The organism is Luteimonas chenhongjianii, from assembly GCF_002327105.1.
GTDB classification, from domain to species: domain Bacteria; phylum Pseudomonadota; class Gammaproteobacteria; order Xanthomonadales; family Xanthomonadaceae; genus Luteimonas; species Luteimonas chenhongjianii.
In genome coordinates this window covers 3,067,529-3,088,113 of sequence record NZ_CP023406.1, presented here as the reverse complement: position 1 = coordinate 3,088,113, position 20,585 = coordinate 3,067,529, and the positions used below count along the sequence as shown (strand labels likewise).

Annotated in this window: 19 protein-coding genes and 1 pseudogene; 12 read left to right on the top strand and 8 right to left on the bottom strand. The window is 68.7% G+C overall.

The annotated features are described in order from the left end of the window. The first annotated feature begins 81 nt into the window (after window positions 1-81). The 4 genes and pseudogenes from CNR27_RS15380 to CNR27_RS13955 all read left to right on the top strand — a co-directional run bounded on the left by CNR27_RS15380 (window position 82) and on the right by CNR27_RS13955 (window position 3,848). A complete protein-coding gene (locus tag CNR27_RS15380; protein ID WP_123831390.1) occupies window positions 82-294 on the top strand; it encodes a DUF6289 family protein in 213 nt (70 codons plus the stop codon). Further along, a pseudogene (locus CNR27_RS15605) lies at window positions 216-572 on the top strand (hypothetical protein); the annotation flags it as partial. The gene CNR27_RS15380 and the pseudogene CNR27_RS15605, both read left to right, overlap by 79 nt. A gap of 477 nt (window positions 573-1,049) precedes the next feature. Further along, window positions 1,050-2,540 (top strand): pyruvate kinase, encoded by a 1,491-nt coding sequence (gene pyk, locus CNR27_RS15600; protein WP_157745505.1) that lies wholly within the window; start codon window positions 1,050-1,052, stop codon window positions 2,538-2,540. Window positions 2,541-2,843: 303 nt separating this feature from the next. Beyond that, window positions 2,844-3,848, top strand: a complete 1,005-nt coding sequence (locus tag CNR27_RS13955; protein WP_096299710.1) for a class I fructose-bisphosphate aldolase — start codon at window positions 2,844-2,846, stop codon at window positions 3,846-3,848. A 72-nt stretch (window positions 3,849-3,920) separates the two neighbouring features. Here CNR27_RS13955 and CNR27_RS13950 read toward each other — a convergent pair whose 3' ends face one another. Next, the gene (locus CNR27_RS13950) at window positions 3,921-4,439 is read right to left on the bottom strand and encodes an O-acetyl-ADP-ribose deacetylase (protein ID WP_096299708.1); all 519 of its coding nucleotides are present in this window, start codon (window positions 4,437-4,439) and stop codon (window positions 3,921-3,923) included. Window positions 4,440-4,478: 39 nt separating this feature from the next. Between CNR27_RS13950 and CNR27_RS13945 the strand changes: the two genes are divergently transcribed. Next, on the top strand, window positions 4,479-5,063 hold the full coding sequence (locus CNR27_RS13945) for a hypothetical protein (RefSeq protein WP_157745502.1): 585 nt from the start codon (window positions 4,479-4,481) through the stop codon (window positions 5,061-5,063). 10 nt (window positions 5,064-5,073) lie between these two features. Here CNR27_RS13945 and cysK read toward each other — a convergent pair whose 3' ends face one another. Further along, on the bottom strand, window positions 5,074-6,033 hold the full coding sequence (gene cysK / locus CNR27_RS13940) for a cysteine synthase A (protein WP_096299704.1): 960 nt from the start codon (window positions 6,031-6,033) through the stop codon (window positions 5,074-5,076). 209 nt (window positions 6,034-6,242) lie between these two features. Between cysK and CNR27_RS13935 the strand changes: the two genes are divergently transcribed. The 6 genes from CNR27_RS13935 to CNR27_RS13910 all read left to right on the top strand — a co-directional run bounded on the left by CNR27_RS13935 (window position 6,243) and on the right by CNR27_RS13910 (window position 14,339). Further along, window positions 6,243-7,334, top strand: a complete 1,092-nt coding sequence (locus CNR27_RS13935) for an efflux RND transporter periplasmic adaptor subunit (RefSeq protein ID WP_425435524.1) — start codon at window positions 6,243-6,245, stop codon at window positions 7,332-7,334. Next, the gene (locus CNR27_RS13930) at window positions 7,331-10,465 is read left to right on the top strand and encodes an efflux RND transporter permease subunit (RefSeq protein ID WP_096299702.1); all 3,135 of its coding nucleotides are present in this window, start codon (window positions 7,331-7,333) and stop codon (window positions 10,463-10,465) included. The genes CNR27_RS13935 and CNR27_RS13930 overlap by 4 nt, the downstream gene beginning before the upstream one ends. Further along, window positions 10,458-11,015 carry a GNAT family N-acetyltransferase gene (locus CNR27_RS13925; RefSeq protein ID WP_096300694.1) on the top strand — a complete coding sequence of 186 codons (558 nt, stop codon included), beginning with the start codon at window positions 10,458-10,460 and terminating at the stop codon, window positions 11,013-11,015. The genes CNR27_RS13930 and CNR27_RS13925 overlap by 8 nt, the downstream gene beginning before the upstream one ends. A 114-nt stretch (window positions 11,016-11,129) precedes the next feature. Further along, a complete protein-coding gene (locus CNR27_RS13920) occupies window positions 11,130-12,620 on the top strand; it encodes an alanine/glycine:cation symporter family protein (protein WP_096300690.1) in 1,491 nt (496 codons plus the stop codon). Between the two features lies 1 nt (window position 12,621). Continuing rightward, window positions 12,622-13,530, top strand: a complete 909-nt coding sequence (locus tag CNR27_RS13915; protein WP_096299700.1) for a TrmH family RNA methyltransferase — start codon at window positions 12,622-12,624, stop codon at window positions 13,528-13,530. Then, window positions 13,509-14,339 (top strand): class I SAM-dependent methyltransferase, encoded by an 831-nt coding sequence (locus CNR27_RS13910; protein ID WP_096299699.1) that lies wholly within the window; start codon window positions 13,509-13,511, stop codon window positions 14,337-14,339. The genes CNR27_RS13915 and CNR27_RS13910 overlap by 22 nt, the downstream gene beginning before the upstream one ends. 4 nt (window positions 14,340-14,343) lie before the next feature. Here CNR27_RS13910 and CNR27_RS13905 read toward each other — a convergent pair whose 3' ends face one another. The 4 genes from CNR27_RS13905 to CNR27_RS13890 all read right to left on the bottom strand — a co-directional run bounded on the left by CNR27_RS13905 (window position 14,344) and on the right by CNR27_RS13890 (window position 17,386). After that, window positions 14,344-15,672: a M28 family peptidase gene (locus tag CNR27_RS13905; RefSeq protein WP_096299697.1), complete on the bottom strand. Its 1,329-nt coding sequence runs from the start codon at window positions 15,670-15,672 to the stop codon at window positions 14,344-14,346. A 176-nt stretch (window positions 15,673-15,848) separates the two neighbouring features. Beyond that, window positions 15,849-16,277, bottom strand: coding sequence for a large-conductance mechanosensitive channel protein MscL (gene mscL, locus CNR27_RS13900; RefSeq protein ID WP_096299695.1), 429 nt, complete (start codon window positions 16,275-16,277; stop codon window positions 15,849-15,851). 36 nt (window positions 16,278-16,313) lie between these two features. Continuing rightward, on the bottom strand, window positions 16,314-17,039 hold the full coding sequence (locus CNR27_RS13895; RefSeq protein ID WP_179948190.1) for a fumarylacetoacetate hydrolase family protein: 726 nt from the start codon (window positions 17,037-17,039) through the stop codon (window positions 16,314-16,316). A 77-nt stretch (window positions 17,040-17,116) separates the two neighbouring features. After that, window positions 17,117-17,386: a hypothetical protein gene (locus CNR27_RS13890; RefSeq protein ID WP_425435523.1), complete on the bottom strand. Its 270-nt coding sequence runs from the start codon at window positions 17,384-17,386 to the stop codon at window positions 17,117-17,119. A 101-nt stretch (window positions 17,387-17,487) separates the two neighbouring features. Between CNR27_RS13890 and CNR27_RS13885 the strand changes: the two genes are divergently transcribed. Beyond that, window positions 17,488-17,841: a Rieske (2Fe-2S) protein gene (locus CNR27_RS13885; protein WP_096299692.1), complete on the top strand. Its 354-nt coding sequence runs from the start codon at window positions 17,488-17,490 to the stop codon at window positions 17,839-17,841. Between the two features lie 10 nt (window positions 17,842-17,851). On the opposite strand, the gene CNR27_RS13880 is transcribed toward CNR27_RS13885, so the two are convergent. Then, on the bottom strand, window positions 17,852-19,699 hold the full coding sequence (locus tag CNR27_RS13880) for an SLC13 family permease (RefSeq protein ID WP_096299690.1): 1,848 nt from the start codon (window positions 19,697-19,699) through the stop codon (window positions 17,852-17,854). 129 nt (window positions 19,700-19,828) lie between these two features. Continuing rightward, window positions 19,829-20,584 (bottom strand): tRNA (guanosine(46)-N7)-methyltransferase TrmB, encoded by a 756-nt coding sequence (gene trmB / locus CNR27_RS13875; protein ID WP_096299688.1) that lies wholly within the window; start codon window positions 20,582-20,584, stop codon window positions 19,829-19,831. Window position 20,585: the final 1 nt, after the last annotated feature.

Sequence of the window (20,585 nt, the reverse complement as noted above, 5' to 3'; positions counted from 1 at the left end):
GACGCGGGCTTTACGTCCGGCGCAAGGCGAGTGTCTATGGTAGTGGCGGGGGACCGGCACCCACTTCCAAGGAGCTCCACCATGATTCGCAGAGGACTGGTTGTATTGGCGATCGTCGCGTCGTCCGCGTTGTCCCAGGGCGCATCGGCAAACTGGCAGGGCACGTTCTATTACTACAGTGAGGAAGGCGCGCTGGTCGGTGGCTGGACCGCCGGTTGCGGGGAAGCCGATGGCCGCTGGGGCGAGACCACCGAGAATCGCCGTTTCGTGCAGGGCTGTCGCGTCTCAAGCTGATTCGACATGGCGCCGGGGCCTGTGGGCCCCGGTCGCTATGGTGGCGGTGGGCGCCAGACCAGTCGCTCGCCAGCAGGTCGACACCTCCGCGTCCGGCATCTCGCCGAGGCGTTTTCATCGGCAGCGCGTTCTCGACCGTTGTCGGCGTTAGCGACGATGGCGCGCGCCGCTACAAGCGCGAACTGATCAGCGAGGCGCTGTCGCGACTGGGGCTCGCGGCCGCGGACGCAACGATGATCGGCGACCGTCGCTACGACATGGAAGGCGCAGCCCAGCACGGCATGCGCGCGGTGGGAGTGCTGTGGGGGTTCGGTGACGCGGACGAGTTGCGCGCTGCCGGGGGCGCAGGCCCTGGTCGATTCGCCCGCCGCCCTGGTCGCCGCGCTCGGCTGAGCGGCGCCGGAGCGTCCCGTCAGTCGACCCTTTCCGGCCGGGCGCGCGCCGAGAGCCCGCGATCGCCTCCGTCTCGATCACGGCCACCCTCTTCCCGCGTACTGCGCAGCGCGCTGCAAGCCGAGTCGTTGCGGCGCCCCGCGGCGCGTGGTCAGCCACTCCCGCCTGCTCAGCGATGCCCGGCGCGCTCGCGCGCTGTCGGGCGTGGGCAAGGCAGCCCGGGTGACGTGTTCTTCCGTCGCGAACGCGTTGGCCCAGCTGCCCATGGGCCGGTTAAGCTCCGGACTCCTGCTCTTGCAGGTCAGACGCACATGTTGCCCCGCAACGTGCCCTTGGCCACCGGTGGACATTACAATCCCGCTATGAATTCCAAAGACCTGCCTTCCGTTCCGGCGCATCGCCGCCGGACCCGCATCCTGGCGACGCTGGGCCCCGCTACCGATGCCCCCGGCGTCCTCGACGCGCTGATCAATGCCGGCGTCAACGCCGTTCGCCTGAACTTCTCGCATGGCGATCCGGAGTCGCAGCGGGTGCGCGCCGAGGCCGTCCGTGCGGCTGCTGATCGAGCCGGTGTCGAGATCGGCATCCTCGCCGACCTGCCGGGCCCGAAGATCCGCATCGAAAAGTTCGCCGAGGGCAAGATCCAGCTGCAGGCGGGCGCGCGTTTCGATCTCGTCGCCGATCCCGACGCGCCGCTCGGCACTGTCCACGAGGTCGGTGTCAGCTATCTGGGCCTGCCCGATGACGTGGAGGCTGGCGACGTCCTGCTGCTCGACGATGGCCTGATGCAGCTGCAGGTCACCGCCGTCGAAGGCGCACGTATCGTCACGACCGTCCTCAATGACGGCGTGCTGTCCAACCGCAAGGGCCTGAACAAGCAGGGCGGTGGCCTGTCGCTTGGCGCCTTGACCGATCACGACCGCCAGCTCATCAAGGTGGCCGCGGACATCGGAGTCGATTTCATTGCGGTGTCGTTCTGCCGCAATGCCGCAGACATGGAAGAAGCGCGCTCGATCGCACGCAGCCATGGCAGCGACGCGGCGCTGGTCTCGAAGATCGAGCGCACCGAAGCGATCGACAACCTGGCCGAGATCATCGATGCCAGCGATGTGGTCATGGTCGCGCGCGGCGACCTGGGCGTGGAGATCGGCGATGCCGAACTGCCGGGTCTGCAGAAGAAGATCATTCGTGAGTCGCTGGCACGCAACAAGGTGGTGATCACTGCGACGCAGATGCTGCAGTCGATGGTCGAAAGCCCGATGCCCACGCGCGCCGAAGTGCTCGACGTCGCGAACTCGGTGATCGACGGCACCGACGCGGTGATGCTGTCGGCGGAAACGGCGGCCGGCGCGTATCCGGTGCGCGCGGTCGAGGCGATGGCGCGCATCTGCGTCGGCGCCGAGCGCCAGTTCGCGCAGGACACCGATTTCGAGAAGGCGCAACGCAACCTCGAGCGCGCCGACCAGGCGATCGCGATGGCCGCGATGTTCCTGTCCGAGCACATCGGCGTGGCGGCGATCGTGGCGATGACCGAGTCCGGCGGTACCGCGCGGTATCTGTCGCGATTCCGCGGCGGCGTATCCATCTATGCGTTCTCGCGGCACGACGGCGCACGCCGGCGCATGTCGCTGATGCGGGACGTGTTCCCGTTCAATTACGACAGCCGCGGTCAGACCCCGCGCGAAGCCGCGCGCGGCAGCATTCGCCTGCTGGTCGAGGCCGGGCTGCTGGGCGAAGGCAAGCGCGTCGTATTCACCAGCGGTGAGCACATGGAAACCCACGGCGCGACGAACACGTTGCGTCTGCTGCAGGTCGGTGCAGACGGCCGCGCCGAGGGCTTGGGCGAACTCTGACGTTGCCGGCAGGCGTGGCGATGCCGCGCGGGGGGCGTACCCCCGGCGGCAGTCCTGCTGGCCGGGTGATGGTCCAGGCCAGCCGCGATCTGCTGGCTGGGCCGTCGGCCCGCGGCCGCGACGGGCTTCGACACTGCGGATCGGGGCTGATCGGTGAACAGGCTGCACGGCCTTCGAAGACGGCGTGCCGCCAGTCCGTTCCCGACGCGGAGCCCGGGGAGCCGATACCCCGGCCTTCGCTCAGGGGGCGCCGGTGGCCGCGGGCTATAATCGGCGGCTTCCCGCACCGGATTTCCCCGTCCCATGAGCATCGAACAGCTTGCCGAAACCGCCCAGGCCATGGTCGCCAAGGGCAAGGGCATCATCGCGATCGACGAATCGACGAGCACCATCGGCAAGCGTTTCGAGCAGGTGGGGATCGCCAACAACGAAGAGAACCGTCGCGCCTACCGCGAGCTGCTGCTGACCACGCCGAAACTGTCGGAGCACATCAGCGGCGCGATCCTGTTCGACGAGACGATCCGCCAGTCCACCCGGGACGGCGTGCCGTTCGCGAAGTACATGACCCAGCAGGGGATGATCCCGGGCATCAAGGTCGACAAGGGCACCCATGCGCTGGCCGGTTTCCCCGGTGAGCTGGTGACCGAGGGTCTCGACGGCCTGCGCGCGCGGCTCGAGGAGTATTACAAGCTCGGCGCGCGCTTCGCCAAGTGGCGCGCGGTGATCCGGATCGGCGAGGACATGCCGTCGGGCACCTGCATCGACGTCAACATGCATGCACTCGCGCGTTACGCCGCGCTGTGCCAGGAGCAGGGCTTGGTGCCGATGGTCGAGCCGGAAGTGCTGATCGATGGCGACCACGACATCGAGACCAGCTACGAAGTCACCGAGATCGTGCTGCGTGGCCTGTTCGATGCGCTCTACAGCCAGAGCGTCATGCTCGAAGGCACGATCCTCAAGACTTCGATGGTGCTGCCCGGCAGCGACTGCGACGAGGAGGCCGACGTCGAGGAAGTGGCCGAGGCGACGCTGATGTGCCTGAAGTCCTCGGTGCCGGCGATCCTGCCGGGCATCGTGTTCCTGTCCGGCGGGCAGTCCGACGAGCGCGCAACCGCGCATCTCGACGCCATGAACCGCCTGGGCCCGAACCCCTGGCCGCTTTCGTTCTCCTATGGGCGCGCGATGCAGCAGGCGGCGCTGAAGCTGTGGTCGCAGGACCTCGCCGGCAACGTGCGCAAGGCCCAGGACACGGTCTACGCCCGCGCCCGCGACAACGGGCTGGCGGCGCAGGGCAAGTTCGCCGGCTGATTGCCGCCGCGATGCGTTGCGCAGACGCCGGCCCAGGGCCGGCGTCTTTGTGTGCGGAGCCGGCGCAGGCGGTCACGGCCGCAGCGCAGCTTCGTAGCGCGCCAGCATCGCGCGGTCGTGGCAGCAGAACAGTACCTGCGCCGGAGTCGGGCCATCGAAGGCTCGGACGGCTTGGACTGCGATCGCGACGGCGGCGTCTGGCGGATAGCCGTACACGCCGCAGCTGATCGCCGGGAATGCGATGCGTTGGAGCCCGTGCGAGGCCGCCAGCGCGAGGCTGTTGCGGTAGCAGGCCGCGAGCGCCTCGGCTTCGCCCGCGCCGCCGCCCCGCCAGACCGGCCCGACGGTGTGGATCACATATCGCGCCGGCAGGGCGAAGCCCGGCGTGATGCGGGCCTCGCCGGTCGGGCAACGGACGCCCGGGCGCACCTGCGCGATCCCTCGGCAGGCTTCCAGCAGGTCAGCGCCCGCTGCGCGGTGGATGGCGCCATCCACGCCGCCGCCGCCCAGCAGGGATTCGTTGGCGGCATTGACGATCGCGTCGGCCTCGACGCGGGTGATGTCGGCCAGGCGGGCCTCGAGAATCGGCATGAGCGGCAGCGTCCTGGCGTGGATGTCGAGGCGGGGTGAGTGCTGCGCCGGCAGCCGCCAACCAGGCTGTCGGCGCCCGAGCCGAAGGAGAGCGTCATGAATGCTGTTTCCCGATCCAGCCGCCTGCATGTGCCGCTCGCGGTCCATGATGCCTTGCGACGGGGCTGCGTCAGCGAAACCATCCGGCATCTGCAGGACGCCAATCCCGGGCTCGGGGCCGTCGATGCGCGGACGGCGGTGCAGCGGCTGGCCGAGCATCCATCGGGCGCGCTGGATCCTGACGATCCCTTCCAGCCTGCCGGCGGTTCGGCCCCGCAACCGACCGGCACGCTGCCGAGCGAGGTGGCCGCCAAGATCGCCAACGGCAAATGCGGCCAGGCGTCTGCGCGACGCCAAGCCGGGCATGAGCGAGGACGCGGCCCGCGAAACGGTCGCCAGGCACTGCTCGCCGCTGCTGAGCGAGGCGCGGCAGGAAACGGTCGTGCGCGGGACAGTGCCAACTACGGCTGGCTGTTCTGGGTGCTTGCCGTGGTGGTCGTCGGCGGCGGACTGGCGCTGTGGCTTGGTTGGCCTCGTGCGGTGCGCAGGGTGAATGCCTGGCCCGCACCGGCGTGCGCGCCATAAGGCGCGTGAGTCAGGGCAGGCCGGCAAGCCAGTCGTCGTCCGAGCCCTCGCTGACATCGGCGAACAGCGGCGTCGAGAAATACCGTTCGCCGGTATCGGGCAGCATCGTCAGGATCACGTCGCCATCGTTCGCGGTGCGGGCCACTTCGAGCGCGGCAGCGGCGGTGGCGCCGGCGGAGATGCCGACGAAGATGCCTTCCTCGGTCGCCAGCCTGCGCGCGGTCTCGATCGCCAGTGCGTCGTCGATCGACAGCACCTGGGCGGCGACGTCGCGGTTGAGCACGGCGGGGATGAAATCGGGCGTCCACCCCTGGATCTTGTGCGGTGCCCAGTCCTTGCCCTGCAGCAGGGCGGCGCCGGCAGGTTCGCAGGCGGTGATCTTCACGTCCGGCCGCGCGACCCGCAGCACCTCGCCCACGCCGGTCAGCGTGCCGCCGGTGCCCCAGCCGGTGACGAAGTGATCGAGCCGGCGCCCGGCGAAGTCGCGCAGGATCTCGGCCGCGGTCGTCTGTCGGTGGTAGGCCGGGTTCGCCGGGTTCTCGAACTGGCTGGCCCAGAACCAGCCGTGCTGCTCGGACAGCTCCTTCGCCCGGCGCACCATGCCGCTGCCGCGTTCGGCAGCCGGTGTGAGGATGACTTTGGCGCCATAGGCGCGCATCAGCTTGCGGCGTTCGATCGAGAACGTCTCGACCATCGTGGCGACGAACTTGTAGCCGCGCGCCGCGCAGACCATTGCGAGCGCCACGCCGGAATTGCCGGATGTCGCCTCGACCACGGTGCCGCCGGGCTTGAGCACCCCGCGCGCCTCGGCGTCGAGGATGATCGCCAGCGCCAGCCGGTCCTTGACCGAGCCGCCCGGATTGAAGGATTCCACCTTGGCGTAGAGTTCGACGTTCGGCGGAGCGAGACGGTGCAGGCGGACGACCGGCGTATTGCCGATGGTCTGCAGGATGCTGTCGTAGAGGGGCATGGGGGGTGCCTTAGACGAAGCGCGGGCGCGCGGTTTCCGCAGATTGGGCCATAACGCACGCCGCAGCCAGCGGTTGACGTGGAACGCTGTTTTTTCGCGACCATCTGATGGCACGGTCGGCCTCACCGGCCAACGGTTAAGATCGGGCGGTTTTTCCGTATCCCCCCGCAGGTTTTCCCTTGTCCAAGCATGACTTCGCCCATCCCGCCCTGTCGTTGCGGCTCCTAGGCATTGCCTTCGCCTGCGTGCTGTCCGCATGTGGCGGGAGCGCGCAGGGGCCATCGCGCGGTCCGGCGGCGCCAGGCGCGGTACCGGTGACGACTACGGTCGTCGAGTCGCGCCAGTGGAACGACACGCTCGCGGCGCTGGGCACGGTGAATGCGCGCGAGTCGGTGACCATCACCGCAAAGGTCAGCGAGACGGTGCAGCGCGTGCATTTCGAAAGTGGCGACCGGGTCGCCGCCGGCGACGTGCTGGTGACCCTGTCGGGCAACCAGCAGCAGGCGACGCTGCGCGCGGCCGAAGCCGCCGCGCGCGAGGCCGAGCAGCAGTACGTCCGCGGCAATGAATTGGTGGGCCAGCAGCTGATCGCCCGCGCCTCGATCGATACCCTGCGCGCGAACCGCGAGTCGGCACGCGCCCAGGTGGCCGAGATGCGCGCCAACATCGGCGACCGGACGATCCGCGCACCGTTCGCCGGTGTGCTGGGCCTGCGCCAGGTCAGCCCCGGGGCACTGGTCACGCCGGGCACGGCGATCGCGACGCTCGACGACATCGCTAGCGTCTATGTCGACTTCCCGCTGCCCGAGGTCCGCCTGGCCTCGATCGCGCCCGGGCAACGGGTGTTCGGACGCAGCGCCGCCTATCCGGGCGCCGACATCGAGGGCGAGGTCCAGATCGTCGATTCCCGCATCGATCCCGACACACGCGCGGTCACCGTGCGTGCGAAGTTCGCCAACCCGCAGATGCGTCTGCGCCCGGGCATGCTGATCCAGGTCCGGCTCGAGCAGCAACAGCGCCAGGCCCTGATGATTCCGGAGATCGCGGTCATCCAGGTGGGCCGGGATACGTTCGTCTATCGGGTGCTCGAGGATGAAACCGTCGAGCAGACGCCGGTGACCATCGGTGTGCGGCGCGAGGGGCTGGCCGAGATCGTCAACGGCCTCGAGCCGGGTACGCGTATCGTCGTCGATGGCACCGGCAAGTTGCGCCCGGGCATGACGATCGTCGAAGGCACGGTGCAGGAAGCGAAATCTCAACCGGTCGATGAAGGCGAGGCGGCCGGCGGGGCCGCGCCATGATCATCTCGGACATCTCGATCCGGCGGCCGGTCTTCGCCGTCGTGATCAGCCTGCTGCTGGTCGTCCTCGGCATCATGGCGTTCACCCGCCTGACGCTGCGCGAGATGCCCAATATCGATCCGCCGATCGTCTCGGTGGACGTGTCCTACCCGGGCGCCTCGGCCGCGGTCGTGGAAACCCGCATCACCCAGATCCTCGAGGACGCGCTGGCGGGCATCGAAGGCATCCGCACGATCGAGTCGCGCAGCCGCAACGGCCGCGCCGACGTCACCATCGAGTTCAACCTCTCGCGTGACATCGAGGCCGCCGCCAACGATGTGCGCGACGCCATCAGCCGGGTCGTGGACCGGTTGCCGATCGAAGCCGATGCCCCGCAGATCTCCAAGGTCGAAGCCGACGCCGACGCGATCATGTGGCTCAACCTGCGCTCGAGCACGATGGACACCCTCGAGCTGACCGACTACACCGACCGCTACGTGCTCGACCGCCTGTCCTCGCTCGACGGCGTCGCGCGCGTGCAGCTGAGCGGCAGCCAGCGCTACGCGATGCGCATCTGGCTCGACCGCGATGCGATGGCCGCCCGCAAGGTGGCGGCAGCGGACGTGGAGGCGGCGCTGCGCAACGAGAACGTCGAGCTGCCAGCTGGCCGCATCGAATCGGCGACACGCGACTTCACCCTGCGCGTCGAGCGCGGGTACCGCGAGCCCTCCCAGTTCGCGCAGATTCCGGTCCGCCGCGGTGACGACGGCTACGTGGTGCGCATGGGCGATGTCGCCCGCATCGAGCTTGGCACCGCCGAGCGTCGTTCCTACATGCGCAGCAATTCGGTGCCTAATGTGGGCCTCGGCATCGTGCGCACGTCCACCGCAAATGCGCTCGACGTTGCCCGCGCCGCGCGCGCCGAGGCCGAGCGCATCCAGGCCTCGCTGCCCGAGGGCACCGAGATCTTCGTCGCCGCCGACAACACGGTGTTCATCGACTCTGCAATCACCCGCGTCTACTGGACGCTGTTCGAGGCGATGGCGCTCGTGTTCGTGGTGATCTGGCTGTTCCTGGGCAGCCTGCGCGCGGCGATCATTCCCGCCGTCACCGCGCCGGTCTGCCTGGTGGCGGCGTTCACCGCGCTGTACATGTTCGGCTTCTCGATCAATCTGCTGACCCTGCTGGCGCTGGTGCTGTGCATCGGTCTGGTCGTCGACGACGCGATCATCGTGCTGGAGAACGTGCAGCGGCGTGCCGATCTCGGCGAGCCTCCACTGGTCGCGGCGCGACGCGGTACCGCACAGGTCGCGTTCGCGGTCATCGCGACGACGGCGGTGCTGGTGGCGGTGTTCCTGCCGGTCGGCTTCATGGAGGGCAACTCGGGGCGCCTGTTCCGCGAGCTGTCGGTGACGCTGGCGGGCGCGGTCGCGTTGTCGGCCTTCATCGCGCTGACGCTGACGCCGATGATGTGCTCGAAGCTGGTGCGCAAGCACGGCAAGCCGACCGGCTTCAATGCCTGGACCAACCGCCACCTCAACCGTCTCAGCGCCGGCTACGGCCGGCGGGTGGAAGCGCTGGTCTCCCTGCGGGGCCCGAAGCTGATCCTGCTGCTGGCACTGTCGATCGGGGCATGCCTGGTCGCTGCATTGCTGCTGTTCTGGCGGGTGCCCAGCGAGTTGTCGCCGGCCGAGGATCGGGGCCGCTTCTTCGTCACGGTCGACGGGCCGGAAGGTGCGGGCTTCGATTACACCGTGGCCCAGATGCAGCAGGTGGAAGCGATCTTCGAGCCGCTGGTCGGCCCGGACCAGCCGATCGAACGCGCCAACTCGCGCGTGCCGCGCGGCTGGGGCGGCAGTGAGGAGATGCACAACGGCCAGGTCATCGTGTTCCTCCAGGACTGGCGCGAGCGCGATGTGCCGACGCGCGATGTGGTGGAGACGCTGCGCGCGCAATTTGCCGAGCTGCCGGGTGTGCAGGTGCGCGCCAACGTGCCCGGGGGCCTGATCGGAAGCCGTGGACAGCGCTACCAGCTGGTGCTCGGCGGGCCGGACTACGCCGAGATCGCGCAGTGGCGTGATCGCATCCTGGCGCGCATGCGCGACAACCCCGGTATCCAGGATCCCGATTCCGACTACAAGGAAACGCGTCCGCAGATGCGCGTCGACATCGACCGCGCCCGCGCCGCCGATCTGGGCGTGTCGGTGCAGGAGATCGGCCGCACGCTCGAGACGATGATGGGCTCGCGCCAGGTCACGACCTTCGTCGACAACGGCGAGGAATACGACGTGCTGCTCCAAGCCGACCGCGACCGCCGGATGACACCGTCCGACCTGTCGGACACGTTCGTGCGCGGCCGCGACAACGCGCTGGTGCCATTGTCTAACCTGGTCACGCTGAGCGAGATCGCCGAGCCGGGCAGTTTCAACCGCTTCAACCGTCTCCGTGCGATCACCATCTCCGCAGGCCTCGCGCCCGGTTACACGATGGGCGAGGCGATCGAATGGACCCGGCAGGTGGCGGCCGAGGAACTGCCCGATTACGCGCAGATCGACTGGAAGGGCGAGAGCCGGGAATTCCAGGAGGCCGGCGGGGCGGTCCTGCTGACCTTCTCGATGGCGCTGCTGATCGTGTATCTGGTGCTGGCCGCGCAGTTCGAGAGCTTCGTGCATCCGCTGTCGATCATGCTCACGGTGCCGCTCGCGGTGCTCGGCGCGTTGCTCGGGCTGTGGGCAACCGGCGGCACGCTCAACCTCTTCAGCCAGATCGGCATCGTGATGCTGATCGGCCTGGCAGCGAAGAACGGCATCCTGATCGTCGAGTTCGCCAACCAGTTGCGCGACGACGGCCGCAGCGTGCGCGAGGCGATCGCCGAGGCCTCGGCGGTGCGCCTGCGCCCGATCCTGATGACTGCCGCGGCGACGATCGTCGGTGCGGTTCCGCTGGTGGTCGCGGGCGGGCCGGGCTCGGCCAGCCGGGCGACGATCGGCGTGGTGATCATCTTCGGTGTCGCGTTCTCGACGCTGCTGTCGTTGTTCGTGGTGCCGGCCTTCTATGCGCTGCTTGCGCCGTTCACGCGCTCGCCCGATGCGCTCGCGCAGGAACTCGAGCGGCTGGAGGCGGAAACGCCCGTGGTCAGTGGCCATGCCTGATGCCCCGCGCTGGGATGCGGTGCGCCTCGTCGGGCCGGGCTTCGTGCTCCGTCGATGGCGCGCCGATGATCTCGACGCGCTGCTGCACCATGCGGACGATCCACTGCTTGTTCGCGGTCTGAGCGAGCGCTTTCCGTACCCCTACACGCGCGCCGACGGCGCGCGCTTTCTCGCCGGTCGTGTCGTCGACCTGATCCAGCCGGTACTGGCGATCGAGATCGACGGTGTCGCCTGCGGCAGCATCGGCGTGCGTCACGACCCGTCCGGCGAACGCGCACATTCGGCGGAACTCGGCTACTGGCTCGGCCGCGCGCACTGGAACCGCGGGGTGATGCGCCAGGTTGTCGCCCGGTACGTGCCATGGGTGATGGAGGCCCTGGCGCTCGTGCGCCTGCAGGCGCAGGTGCTCGACAGCAACCCGGCCTCGGCTCGCGTCCTGCAGCTCAACGGCTTCGTCGAGGAAGGGCGTTTGCGTGGCGCGATCCGCAAGGCCGATGGCCTGCACGATCTGCGCGTGTTCGGCCTGCTGCGCGGCGCTGCCGGCAGCTGATCGGGCGGGGACAAAAGGTCACGGCGCGGGGGCACGCAGCGCGGAAATGCGGGTATCGTGTCGGCCAGTCGCGGCGGGGATCGCGACAGCCACCCGACGGGAGCATCGCGCATCGTGGATACATTTTTCAGTGCATTGAACGGGCTGATCTGGAGCAAGGCGCTGATCGCGCTGTGCCTGGGCGCGGGCCTCTGGTTCTCGTTCCGGACCCGTTTCATGCAGGTTCGCGGTTTTGTCGAGATGACCCGGCTGACCTTCAGCGGCAAGAGCTCGAATGCGGGCGTGTCTTCGTTCCAGGCGCTGGCGATGTCGATGGCCGGTCGTATCGGCATCGGCAACATCGCCGGCGTCGCCACCGCGATCGCCTTTGGTGGTCCCGGCGCGGTGTTCTGGATGTGGGTGATGGGCTTCCTCGGCGCCTCGACGTCGTTCGTCGAGTGCACGCTGGCGCAGATCTACAAGGAAAAGGACAACGAAGGCCGCTATCGCGGCGGCCCGGCGTACTACATCGAAAAGGCCATGGGCCTGAAGTGGTACGCGTTGGCCTTCGCCTTCGCAACGCTGATCGCCGCCGGTCTGCTGATGCCCGGCGTGCAGGCCAACGCGATCGCCGACAGCATCGCCAATGCGTGCGTGGGTACCTCGGTCTGCGGTGATCTGAGCGGCCAGTGGATGGGCATGGACGCACGCGTCGCGCTCAAGGCCGTTATCGGCATCGCCGTCGCGCTGATGCTGGCGGTGATCATCTTCGGCGGCGTGAAGCGCATCGCCGCGTTCGCCGAACTGGTCGTGCCGGTGATGGCTTTGGCGTACATCTTCATCGCCGTCGCGGTGATGATCATCAACTACGATTTCGTGCCGACGATGTTCCGCATCATCTTCGAGAGCGCGTTCGGTGTGCACGCCGGCTTCGGCGCGATGCTGGGCCTGGCGATCGAGTGGGGCGTCAAGCGTGGCATCTACGCCAACGAAGCCGGCCAGGGCACCGCGCCTCACGCCGCCGCCGCGGCCGAGGTGTCGCATCCTGCCAAGCAGGGTTACGTGCAGGCGTGGGCGATCTACTTCGACACGATGCTGGTGTGCACTGCGACCGCGTTCCTGATCCTGGCGACCGGCATGTACAACGTGATCCTGCCCGACGGCACCGTGCTGCAGCAGGCACTGCCCGGCGTCGAAGCAGGCTCGGGTTTCGCCCAGGCGGGCATCGAATCGATCCTGCCGGGCTGGGGCGCGGGCCTGGTCGCGGCGGCGCTGTTCTTCTTCGCGTTCACCACCATCATGGCCTATTACTACATGGCCGAAACCAACCTGACCTACCTGAACAACCACGTCGTACGTCCGGGCCGTACGCTGCTGCTCCGCATCGCGATCCTGGGCATGGTGATCTTCGGCGCCGTGCGCAGCGCGGAGATGGCGTGGATGCTGGGCGACATCGGCGTGGGCCTGATGGCCTGGCTCAACATCGTCGCGATCCTGATCCTGCAGAAGCCCGCGATGCTCGCGCTGCGCGATTACGAGACGCAGAAGAAGCAGGGTCTCGACCCGGTTTTCGATCCCGACAGGCTCGGGATCCGCAATGCCGATTTCTGGCGCAAGGCTCCCTGACATGACGAAATCACGTTGGCCCGGTGGCGGCCAGGACACACCCCGAACTCCAGCGCCCGCGCCGGGACGCGACAGCCCGTGGGGCGCACGAGCGCGGCCGAACCCCGAGCCGCCGCGCGCTGCCGCACCGCGGCCCGATGCGCGTGCCGACGACGTCGCTGCCGCCGGCGAGGCTGAAGACAGGCGCGAGATGCGCCTCTACGGGCGCAATGCGATCGACGCCGTGTTCGCGCGTCGGCCCGAGGCGATCCGCAAGCTCTATCTGCTCGAGGCGCGCATTCCGCAGTTGCAGCCGCTGCTGAAGTGGTGCGCGGCGAACCGGGTCGGGTATCGCGTGGTCGCCGAGGACGATCTGCGCAAGCTCGCGTCGAGCGCGCACCACGAAGGCGTCGTCGCCGACGTGCTGCGCGAGGCGCCGCAGTCGCTGGGGACGTGGCTGCAGTCCCTGCCTGCAGGACCCGCATGCGCGCTGTGGCTCGACGGCGTGGGCAATCCACACAACCTCGGTGCGATCCTGCGCTCGGCGGCGCACTTCGGCGTCTCCGCGGTGCTGCTGCCCAAGACCTCGCCGCTGGCGTTGTCGGGCGCGGCGGCGCGCGTCGCCGAGGGCGGCGCGGAAGCGGTCCCGTTCGTGCGCCTGGGGCGTGAGGACAACGCGCTTGCGCAGTTGCGCAGCGCCGGCTTCAAGCTCGCGGCCACGGTGGTCCGCGGCGGCGACGACGTGTTCGCGGCAGAGCTGCCGGAACGTCTGGTCTTCGTGCTCGGCGCCGAGGGCGAGGGCATGGACGCCGAGCTCGTGAAGGCCTGTGACCTGCGCCTGTGCATCCCCGGCAGCGGCAAGGTCGAAAGCCTCAACGTGTCGGCGGCCACCGCAGTGCTGCTGGCGCAATGGTCGGCCCGGTTGCGCTGAGCGTGGATCCAGGCTGGTCCGACTACGACGCCTGGCAGGCGGCGGCGCCGGATGTGCTCCTGGCAGACGCCGAACCGGCCGCAGGCCAGGCCGTGGCAGGACGCTGCGATGCCTGTGGCGCGGGACGCGGGTTCCTGCCGCCGATGCAGCCCGCCGATACCCGCGAGGGCATGCACTGTGCTGCCTGTGGGTGCATGGCGCGCCAACGGGCGGTGGCGCGGGTACTGGCGTCTGCCGGCCTGGATCCGGGGGCGCGCGCGTATCTGACCGAGCAGGCCAGCCCGCTGTACGTCGCGCTGCGCGCGCGGTTCCCGGCGCTCATCGGCTCCGAGTACGTCCATGCACCGTTGCGCCGGCTGCGGCTCATGTTGTGGTTGTGGCGCCGCGGGGTCTATCAGCAGGTGCACCGCGGCGACGTCACCCGACTGGTGTTTGCGGACGCCACCCTCGACGCGGCCCTGAGTCTCGATGTGCTCGAGCATGTGCCCGACGCCGAGGCCGCGTTCCGCGAGTTCGCCCGAGTGCTCCGGCCGGGCGGTCATCTGATCGCCACCGTGCCGTTCTACCAGGACGCCGCACACAGCAAACGCATCGCGAGCCTCGGCCAGGGCGGCGAGGTGGTCCACCACGGGCCGGCCGAATTCCATGGCGATCCGCTCGGCGGCGGCGTGCTGTGTTTCCACCACTTCGGCTGGGACTTGCCAGCATTGCTGATCCGGGCAGGCTTTGCGCATGCCCGGATGCATTACGTCCGCGATGCCGCGTGCGGTCTGCCGCGCGGCATCTGGGTGCTGGCGGCGCGGCGCTGACCGCTCAGGGCGCGGCTTTCGGCGCGCTGCCGAATCCGCCTTCGGATTCCGCTGCGAGCCAAGCGAACACGGCGTACGCGGCGGTGTTTTGCGCGACCGCGTCTGGATCGACCTTGTCGAGTGTGTCGTCGGCGTTGTGGTGCAGATCGAAGTAATCCGAACCGTCCTGGCCGAGCCAGCCCCAGGCGCCGCCCTTGGCCGCCAGCGGCGAGATATCGGGGCCCGGACTGCCCTGGTCCTGCAGATAGTCGATGCCGAGCGGGCGCAGCGCCTCGGCGATCGCGTCGCTGGTCGCGCGCTGGTCGGCCGGCGCGCTGGTGTTGAAGCCATAGATGCGGCCCGCACCGAAGTCGCTTTCCGCACCGATGATGTGCCTGGCGATGACGTCCGCGCCGCCATGCGCGTCGGCGTAGGCGCGAGCGCCGAGCAGGCCCTGTTCTTCGTTGGCGAACGCCACCACGCGCACGGTTCGACGCGGGCGCTGCGGCAGCTGCGCGATCAGATGGCCGGCGGCCATCGAGATGCCGACGCCGGAGGCGTCGTCGACCGCGCCAGTGCCCAGGTCCCATGAATCGAGGTGCCCGCCGATCAGCACGATCTCCTCCGGCGCTTCCCGGCCGGTGAGTTCGGCGATCACGTTCTGCGAGGTGTACTCGCCGTTCCAGCCCACATCCAGCGCCAGATGCACCTGCACCGGCCCGCGCTGCAGCAGGCGGGTGAGCTGGTCGGCATCGGGCAACGACAGCGCCGCCGATGGAATCGGCGTGACATCGGCGTCGAAGCGGGTGATGCCGGTATTGGCGACGCGGTGCGGGCTGGTGCCGATGGAGCGCATCAGATAGCCAGCCGCACCCTTGCGGGCGGCGATGGACGGTCCGCGGCTGCGCACGGGACCGGCGGCGCCATAGCCGCTGCCGTCGCGCGAGCGCGCCATCGGCACGTCGACGAAGGCGAGCTTGCCGCGCAGCGCCGCGGGATCGGCGGCTTCCAGGGCAGCGATGCTGTCGAAGCGCACGAGCTCTGCGGTGACATCGCCGGCCGGGCTGCCGCCCAGTGCGGTGATCACCAGCGGCTGCGCATGCGCACCCACGACCGCAGCCCGCTCGCTGCGGCGTTCCCACTTGGGAAACGTCACCGGTTCGGTCCAGACCTTGTCATAGCCGAGTGCCTCGAAGCGCGCCTTGGCCCAGGCCACCGCGCGCGCATCCGCTTCGCTGCCCGGCAGGCGCGGGCCGACCTCGGTGGTCAGCGATTCGATCAGCGCATAGGCGGTGCCGTCGGCCACCGCGCGCTCGCGCAACTGCGTGGCCAGCTCGATCGATGCCCGGGACATCGGTGCATCCCCGCGCGGTTGCGCAAGCAGGGGCGCTGCGGAGAGCAACGCGGACGACAGCAGGGAAACGGCCAACGGCCTGAGGGACGGGATGCGCAAGCGGACACTCCAGCGGAAAGAAAACGGGCCGCGGCATTGTGCGCGCGGCCCGTGGAATTGCGAAGCTGTCGAAGAAGTCAGGGCTGGCTGCGCAGCGAATCGCGGATCTCGCGCAACAGCTGCACTTCCTCGCTGGGCTCGGCGGGTTTGTCGGCTTCCGGTGCATCCGCCTGCTTGCGCCTGAGGCGATTGATGAACTTCACCGCGATGAAGATCGCGAAGGCGACGATGATGAACTGGATGACGGTGTTGATGAAGATGCCGTAGCCGATCGTGATCGCGGGGATCTCCTCGCCGGTCGCGGCGTCGATCGTGGCCCCGCGCAGCGTGATGGCAAGGTCCGCGAAATCGATGCCGCCGATCAGCCAGCCGACCGGCGGCATGATGATCTGGTCGACCAGAGCGGTGACGATCTTTCCGAACGAAGCGCCAATGACCACGCCCACCGCAAGATCGATCACGTTGCCGCGGACCGCGAATTCCTTGAACTCGCCGAGGATGCCCATGGATCACTCCTGCACTTGGGGGAGACACGGTGCCGACTATAGCGACGGCGGAGTGATCTCCAGATGCAGTTCGATCACATCGTCGAGCCGCGCCACGCAGCGGTCGCCGGGCTGCAAGGCGGCCACACCCGCAGGCGTTCCCATGAAGACCAGATCGCCGGCCCGCAGCGCGAACAGCTTCGACAGCTCGTGCAGGATCTCGGGCACGTCCCAGATCAGCTGGTCAAGCGTCGATGCCTGCCGGCGTTCGCCATTCACCTCGAGCGAGAGGGTGCGCGGTGCGAGGGGACCGACATCCTCGGCGGGCACCAGCTCGCCGACCGGCGCCGATGCATCGAAGCCCTTGGCGACGTCCCATGGCAGACCCTTGGCCTTGGCCGCGGCCTGCAGATCGCGCCGGGTGAGGTCGAGCCCGACGGTGTAGCCGAACACCAGCGCCTGCGCGGCGTCGACCGCAAGCTCACCGGGCGGCGCGTCGGCGCCGAGCGCGACGACCAGCTCCACTTCGTGGTGCAGATCCTGCGTCGCAGTCGGGTAGGGCACTGCAGCGGCGGTCACCACCGCATCCGCGGGCTTGGCGAAGAACACCGGTGTGCCGCGGGCGGCCTTCGATGTCGGGGCCTGCGCGCCCATTTCCCTGGCATGGTCGGCGAAATTGCGACCCACGCAGTACACGCGACGCACCGGGAAAACACCGCCGCCGCGCACCGGCAGGCGGACGGGTTCGATGGCGGGCACGACATCACGCACGGAGACTGTCATCGCGAAATCCTTTCGCGCCGTGCGGCGCAATGGGGTGTTGGGGTCAACAGCGGGCGCGGCGTGGCCGCGCAGGGGATTCAGCGCAGCACGACCTGGGTGCGCTCGCGGACGACGCGGTATTCGGCGTCCACGATGCGGGTCTCGGGACGCGCCGCCGGCCGGCGTACAAGCAGACGACGGGTGACCCCGAACAGGATCATCGCCGCGCCCACGAAGAGGCCGGCCACCAACAGCATGGCCAGCATCGCGACGCCGACCAGGCCGAGCGCGATTCGCAGCAGCGGGTGACGTGGCTTGCGCGGCGCGAACATCGCGCGCACGCCGGAGGCGTCGAATCGGGCATGCAGGTCGCGGAAGAAGGCGTTTGACATGGGTTCCAGAAGCGTCGTGACACAATGAGGCCGATTGGCCGGTGTCCAGTATCGGTCGACATCGCCCCGGAGTTGTAATGCATTCGTTAAAGCCACGTGACAGGGCGGCGCCCCTGCTCGCCCTCGACGCAATTGCCGATGGCGGATTTACGGAGGTGGAGGCACTGGTCGACGGCGACGCGGAATCGCTGATGCTGTTCCGGCAGGGACAGCAGGTGCGGGCGTGGCTGAACATCTGTCCCCACGCCGGGCGTCGCCTGGACTGGGCGCCCGGACAGTTCCTGCGATCGAAATCCGGCGACGTGATCTGCGCGGCCCACGGCGCCAGCTTCTCGGTGGACGATGGACTGTGCGTGGCCGGCCCCTGCAAGGGAGCCTCGCTGCGCGGGGTCGCAGTGGCGGTGGTCGACGGGCAGGTCGTGCTCGCCTGAGCCCATCGGATCAGAACAGCAGATTGACCATCGTCACGACGATCGCGGTGTAGATCAGCGAGATCGGCACACCGATCTTCCACAGCTCGCGCGCCTTGTAGCCGGCTGGACCGATGATCATCGACATCACCGGATTGGACTGGGTGACGAAATTGTTCGAGGCCGACAGCGCGACGATCAGCGCGAACGCGGTCGGGTTGCCGCCCACCGCCAGCGCGAGGTTGATCGCCAGCGGCACCACGACGATCGTCGCGCCCACGTGGCTGATCACCATCGAGAACGCCGCGGTCAGCAGTGCGACGGCGATTTCCAGCACCCAGATCGGCAGGCCGCTGGGCAGGCGCTCGATCGTGTGGCCGGCGACCCACGCCGCCGCGCCGCTGGAATCCATCGCCCAGCCCAGCGGGATCAGGCAGGCCATCAGGAACACCGTCTTCCAGTTGATCGCGCTGTAGGCCTCGTCCATCTTCAGCACGCCGAATACCAGCATGCCGGCCACGCCGGTCATCAGGGCGACCGAGGTCGGTACCCGTGACGACAGCGCGATCAGCAGGGTCACCGCGAAGATCGCCATCGCGACCTTGAACTTGTGCGGGCGCTGCTCGCCCTTGGGGTAGTCGGTGACGATGATGAAGTCGAGCGACTTGGCGGTCTTGGCGAGGTCCTGCCAGATGCTGTGCAGCACCAGCATGTCGCCGGCGCGCAGCGGCATGGTCCGCACGTTGTCGCGGATCACTTCCTTGTCGCGGTTGATCGCCAGCAGGCGCACGCCGTATTCCTTGCGCAGGTTCAGCTCGGTCGCCGACTTGCCGATGAACTTGGAGGTCGGCGGCACCACGGCCTCGGCGATCCCGGCGCGGCTGGGATTGAACAGATCTCCGAAATTGCGCAGCCGCGTGCTCATGCGCAGGAACTGGTTCTGGGCGAAGTCGGCGACCTGCTGGCGCTGGCCCATCGCGCCGATCACGCTGCCCACCCAGATGCGCGCATCCGCCGGCGGCGCCAGCCGCGACTCGTTCTCGGATTTGAGCGCCAGCAGCACCGGCGCATCATGGATCGCCTCGGCCTCGCCGAAGGTCATGCCGACCATCGGGCTTTCCGCGGTGACCACCAGTTCGTAGACGTCGCCCTCGATCCCGTAGGCGCTGGCGAAATAGCTCTGCGTCCGTGCGGGAGTCACGTTGCCTTCGCTGCCATCCTCGAGCTCTCGCAGCTGGTCGTGGCCTCGGAAGTGGAAATACGCCAGGCCCGAGGCCAGCAGCACCAGACCGATCGGCAGCGGCGCGAACATGTTCAGCGATTCCAGCGTCGCCGCGCCCGAAGGCAGGTTGGCATTGGCCGCGGTCAGCAGGTCGTTGAGCAGGATCAGCGGCGAGCTGCCCACCATCGTCAGGGTGCCGCCCATGACGATCGCCACGCAGATCGGCAGCAGCATCTGCGCCAGCCGCAGGCCCGAGCGCGAGGCGAGTCGCGCGGCGACCGGCATGTACAGGGCCATGACGGAGGGATTCTGCATCACGGACGAGTTCAGGCCGGCAATGCCGGCGGTCAGCAGGAGCAGGCGCTGCTCCATGCCCTTGGAGCGGCGCAGCAGCCAGCCCGCGAGCCGGTTGAGCGCGCCGGTCCGGTCCAGACCCATGCCGAGGATCATCGTGGCGATCACGCTGATCGTCGCGTTCGAGGAGAAGCCGTTGAACACGTCCTCGGGCGCCACCAGCCCGGTCAGCCCCAGCATCACCAGCACCACCAGTGCGACCAGGTCGGCGCGTACGCGCTGGAATACGAACAGCACCATCGTCAGACCGACGAGGGCCAGTACGATCTTCATGTCCGTGGTGAGCGCGAGCGCGGTGTCCATCAGCGTCGCGCACCGTGCGGGCGGAGAGCGGAGCGTGAGGCGTTCCGGGCGCAGGCCATCGGCAACAGACTGCGCGGCGCCGCGTGCAGCGGATGTCGAACCCGGCGTCCAGGGGCCCGTATCACGACACTACTGTCCGCTGGCGCCGTCTGCGACGCGGTCGTAGAGCAGGTCCCAGACGCCGTGTCCGAGCTTCTGTCCGCGCGTCTCGAAATGGGTCTGTGGCCGCCACGGAGGACGCGGCACATGGCCACGCGAGCCGGCGCGGTTGCGCAGTCCCGGCGTCGCGTCGAGCACATCCCACATCTGTTCGGCGTAGTCGGCCCAGTCGGTCGCCAGATGCAGGCGTCCTTCGGGCGCGAGCTTGCGCACCAGCAGCGCCGCGAACTCGGGCTTCACCAGCCGACGCTTGTTGTGCCGCTTCTTGTGCCAGGGATCGGGGAAGTAGATGCGGATCTCGTCGAGCGCGCCGTCGCCGATCTCGTGCTCCAGCACTTCGACCGCGTCGTGGTGGTACACGCGGACGTTGCCGTTGCCGTCCTCGGCCAGTGCATTGAGCACCCGCCCCACGCCGGGCGCATGCACCTCGATACCGATGTGGTCACGCGCGGGATCCATCCGCACCGAGTGGCGCAGCGCAGCGCCGTTGCCGAAGCCGATCTCGACGATACGCGGCGCGCTGCGGCCGAAGGCGGCATCGAAATCACGCGGCGTGCCCTGGTAGTCCAGCCCGAACTTCGGCCAGGCGCCATCGAATGCGCGCTGCTGCGCCGGCGTGAACCGCCCCTGGCGCAGCACGAAGCTGCGGATCTCGCGTCGGCCTTCGACAGCCGTGAACGGCTTGGGCGGGGCCTTGGCGCCTTCGCTGGAAAACGGGTTGGTCATC

Bases quoted from the DNA above. Each gene is read 5' to 3' on its own strand.
- CNR27_RS15380 (WP_123831390.1), top strand. From the start codon at position 82: ATGATTCGCAGAGGACTGGTTGTATTGGCGATCGTCGCGTCGTCCGCG.
- pyk (WP_157745505.1), top strand. From the start codon at position 1,050: ATGAATTCCAAAGACCTGCCTTCCGTTCCGGCGCATCGCCGCCGGACC.
- CNR27_RS13955 (WP_096299710.1), top strand. From the start codon at position 2,844: ATGAGCATCGAACAGCTTGCCGAAACCGCCCAGGCCATGGTCGCCAAG.
- CNR27_RS13950 (WP_096299708.1), bottom strand. From the start codon at position 4,439: ATGCCGATTCTCGAGGCCCGCCTGGCCGACATCACCCGCGTCGAGGCC.
- cysK (WP_096299704.1), bottom strand. From the start codon at position 6,033: ATGCCCCTCTACGACAGCATCCTGCAGACCATCGGCAATACGCCGGTC.
- CNR27_RS13930 (WP_096299702.1), top strand. From the start codon at position 7,331: ATGATCATCTCGGACATCTCGATCCGGCGGCCGGTCTTCGCCGTCGTG.
- CNR27_RS13925 (WP_096300694.1), top strand. From the start codon at position 10,458: ATGCCTGATGCCCCGCGCTGGGATGCGGTGCGCCTCGTCGGGCCGGGC.
- CNR27_RS13915 (WP_096299700.1), top strand. From the start codon at position 12,622: ATGACGAAATCACGTTGGCCCGGTGGCGGCCAGGACACACCCCGAACT.
- CNR27_RS13910 (WP_096299699.1), top strand. From the start codon at position 13,509: ATGGTCGGCCCGGTTGCGCTGAGCGTGGATCCAGGCTGGTCCGACTAC.
- CNR27_RS13905 (WP_096299697.1), bottom strand. From the start codon at position 15,672: ATGTCCCGGGCATCGATCGAGCTGGCCACGCAGTTGCGCGAGCGCGCG.
- mscL (WP_096299695.1), bottom strand. From the start codon at position 16,277: ATGGGCATCCTCGGCGAGTTCAAGGAATTCGCGGTCCGCGGCAACGTG.
- CNR27_RS13895 (WP_179948190.1), bottom strand. From the start codon at position 17,039: ATGACAGTCTCCGTGCGTGATGTCGTGCCCGCCATCGAACCCGTCCGC.
- CNR27_RS13885 (WP_096299692.1), top strand. From the start codon at position 17,488: ATGCATTCGTTAAAGCCACGTGACAGGGCGGCGCCCCTGCTCGCCCTC.
- CNR27_RS13880 (WP_096299690.1), bottom strand. From the start codon at position 19,699: ATGGACACCGCGCTCGCGCTCACCACGGACATGAAGATCGTACTGGCC.
- trmB (WP_096299688.1), bottom strand. From the start codon at position 20,584: ATGACCAACCCGTTTTCCAGCGAAGGCGCCAAGGCCCCGCCCAAGCCG.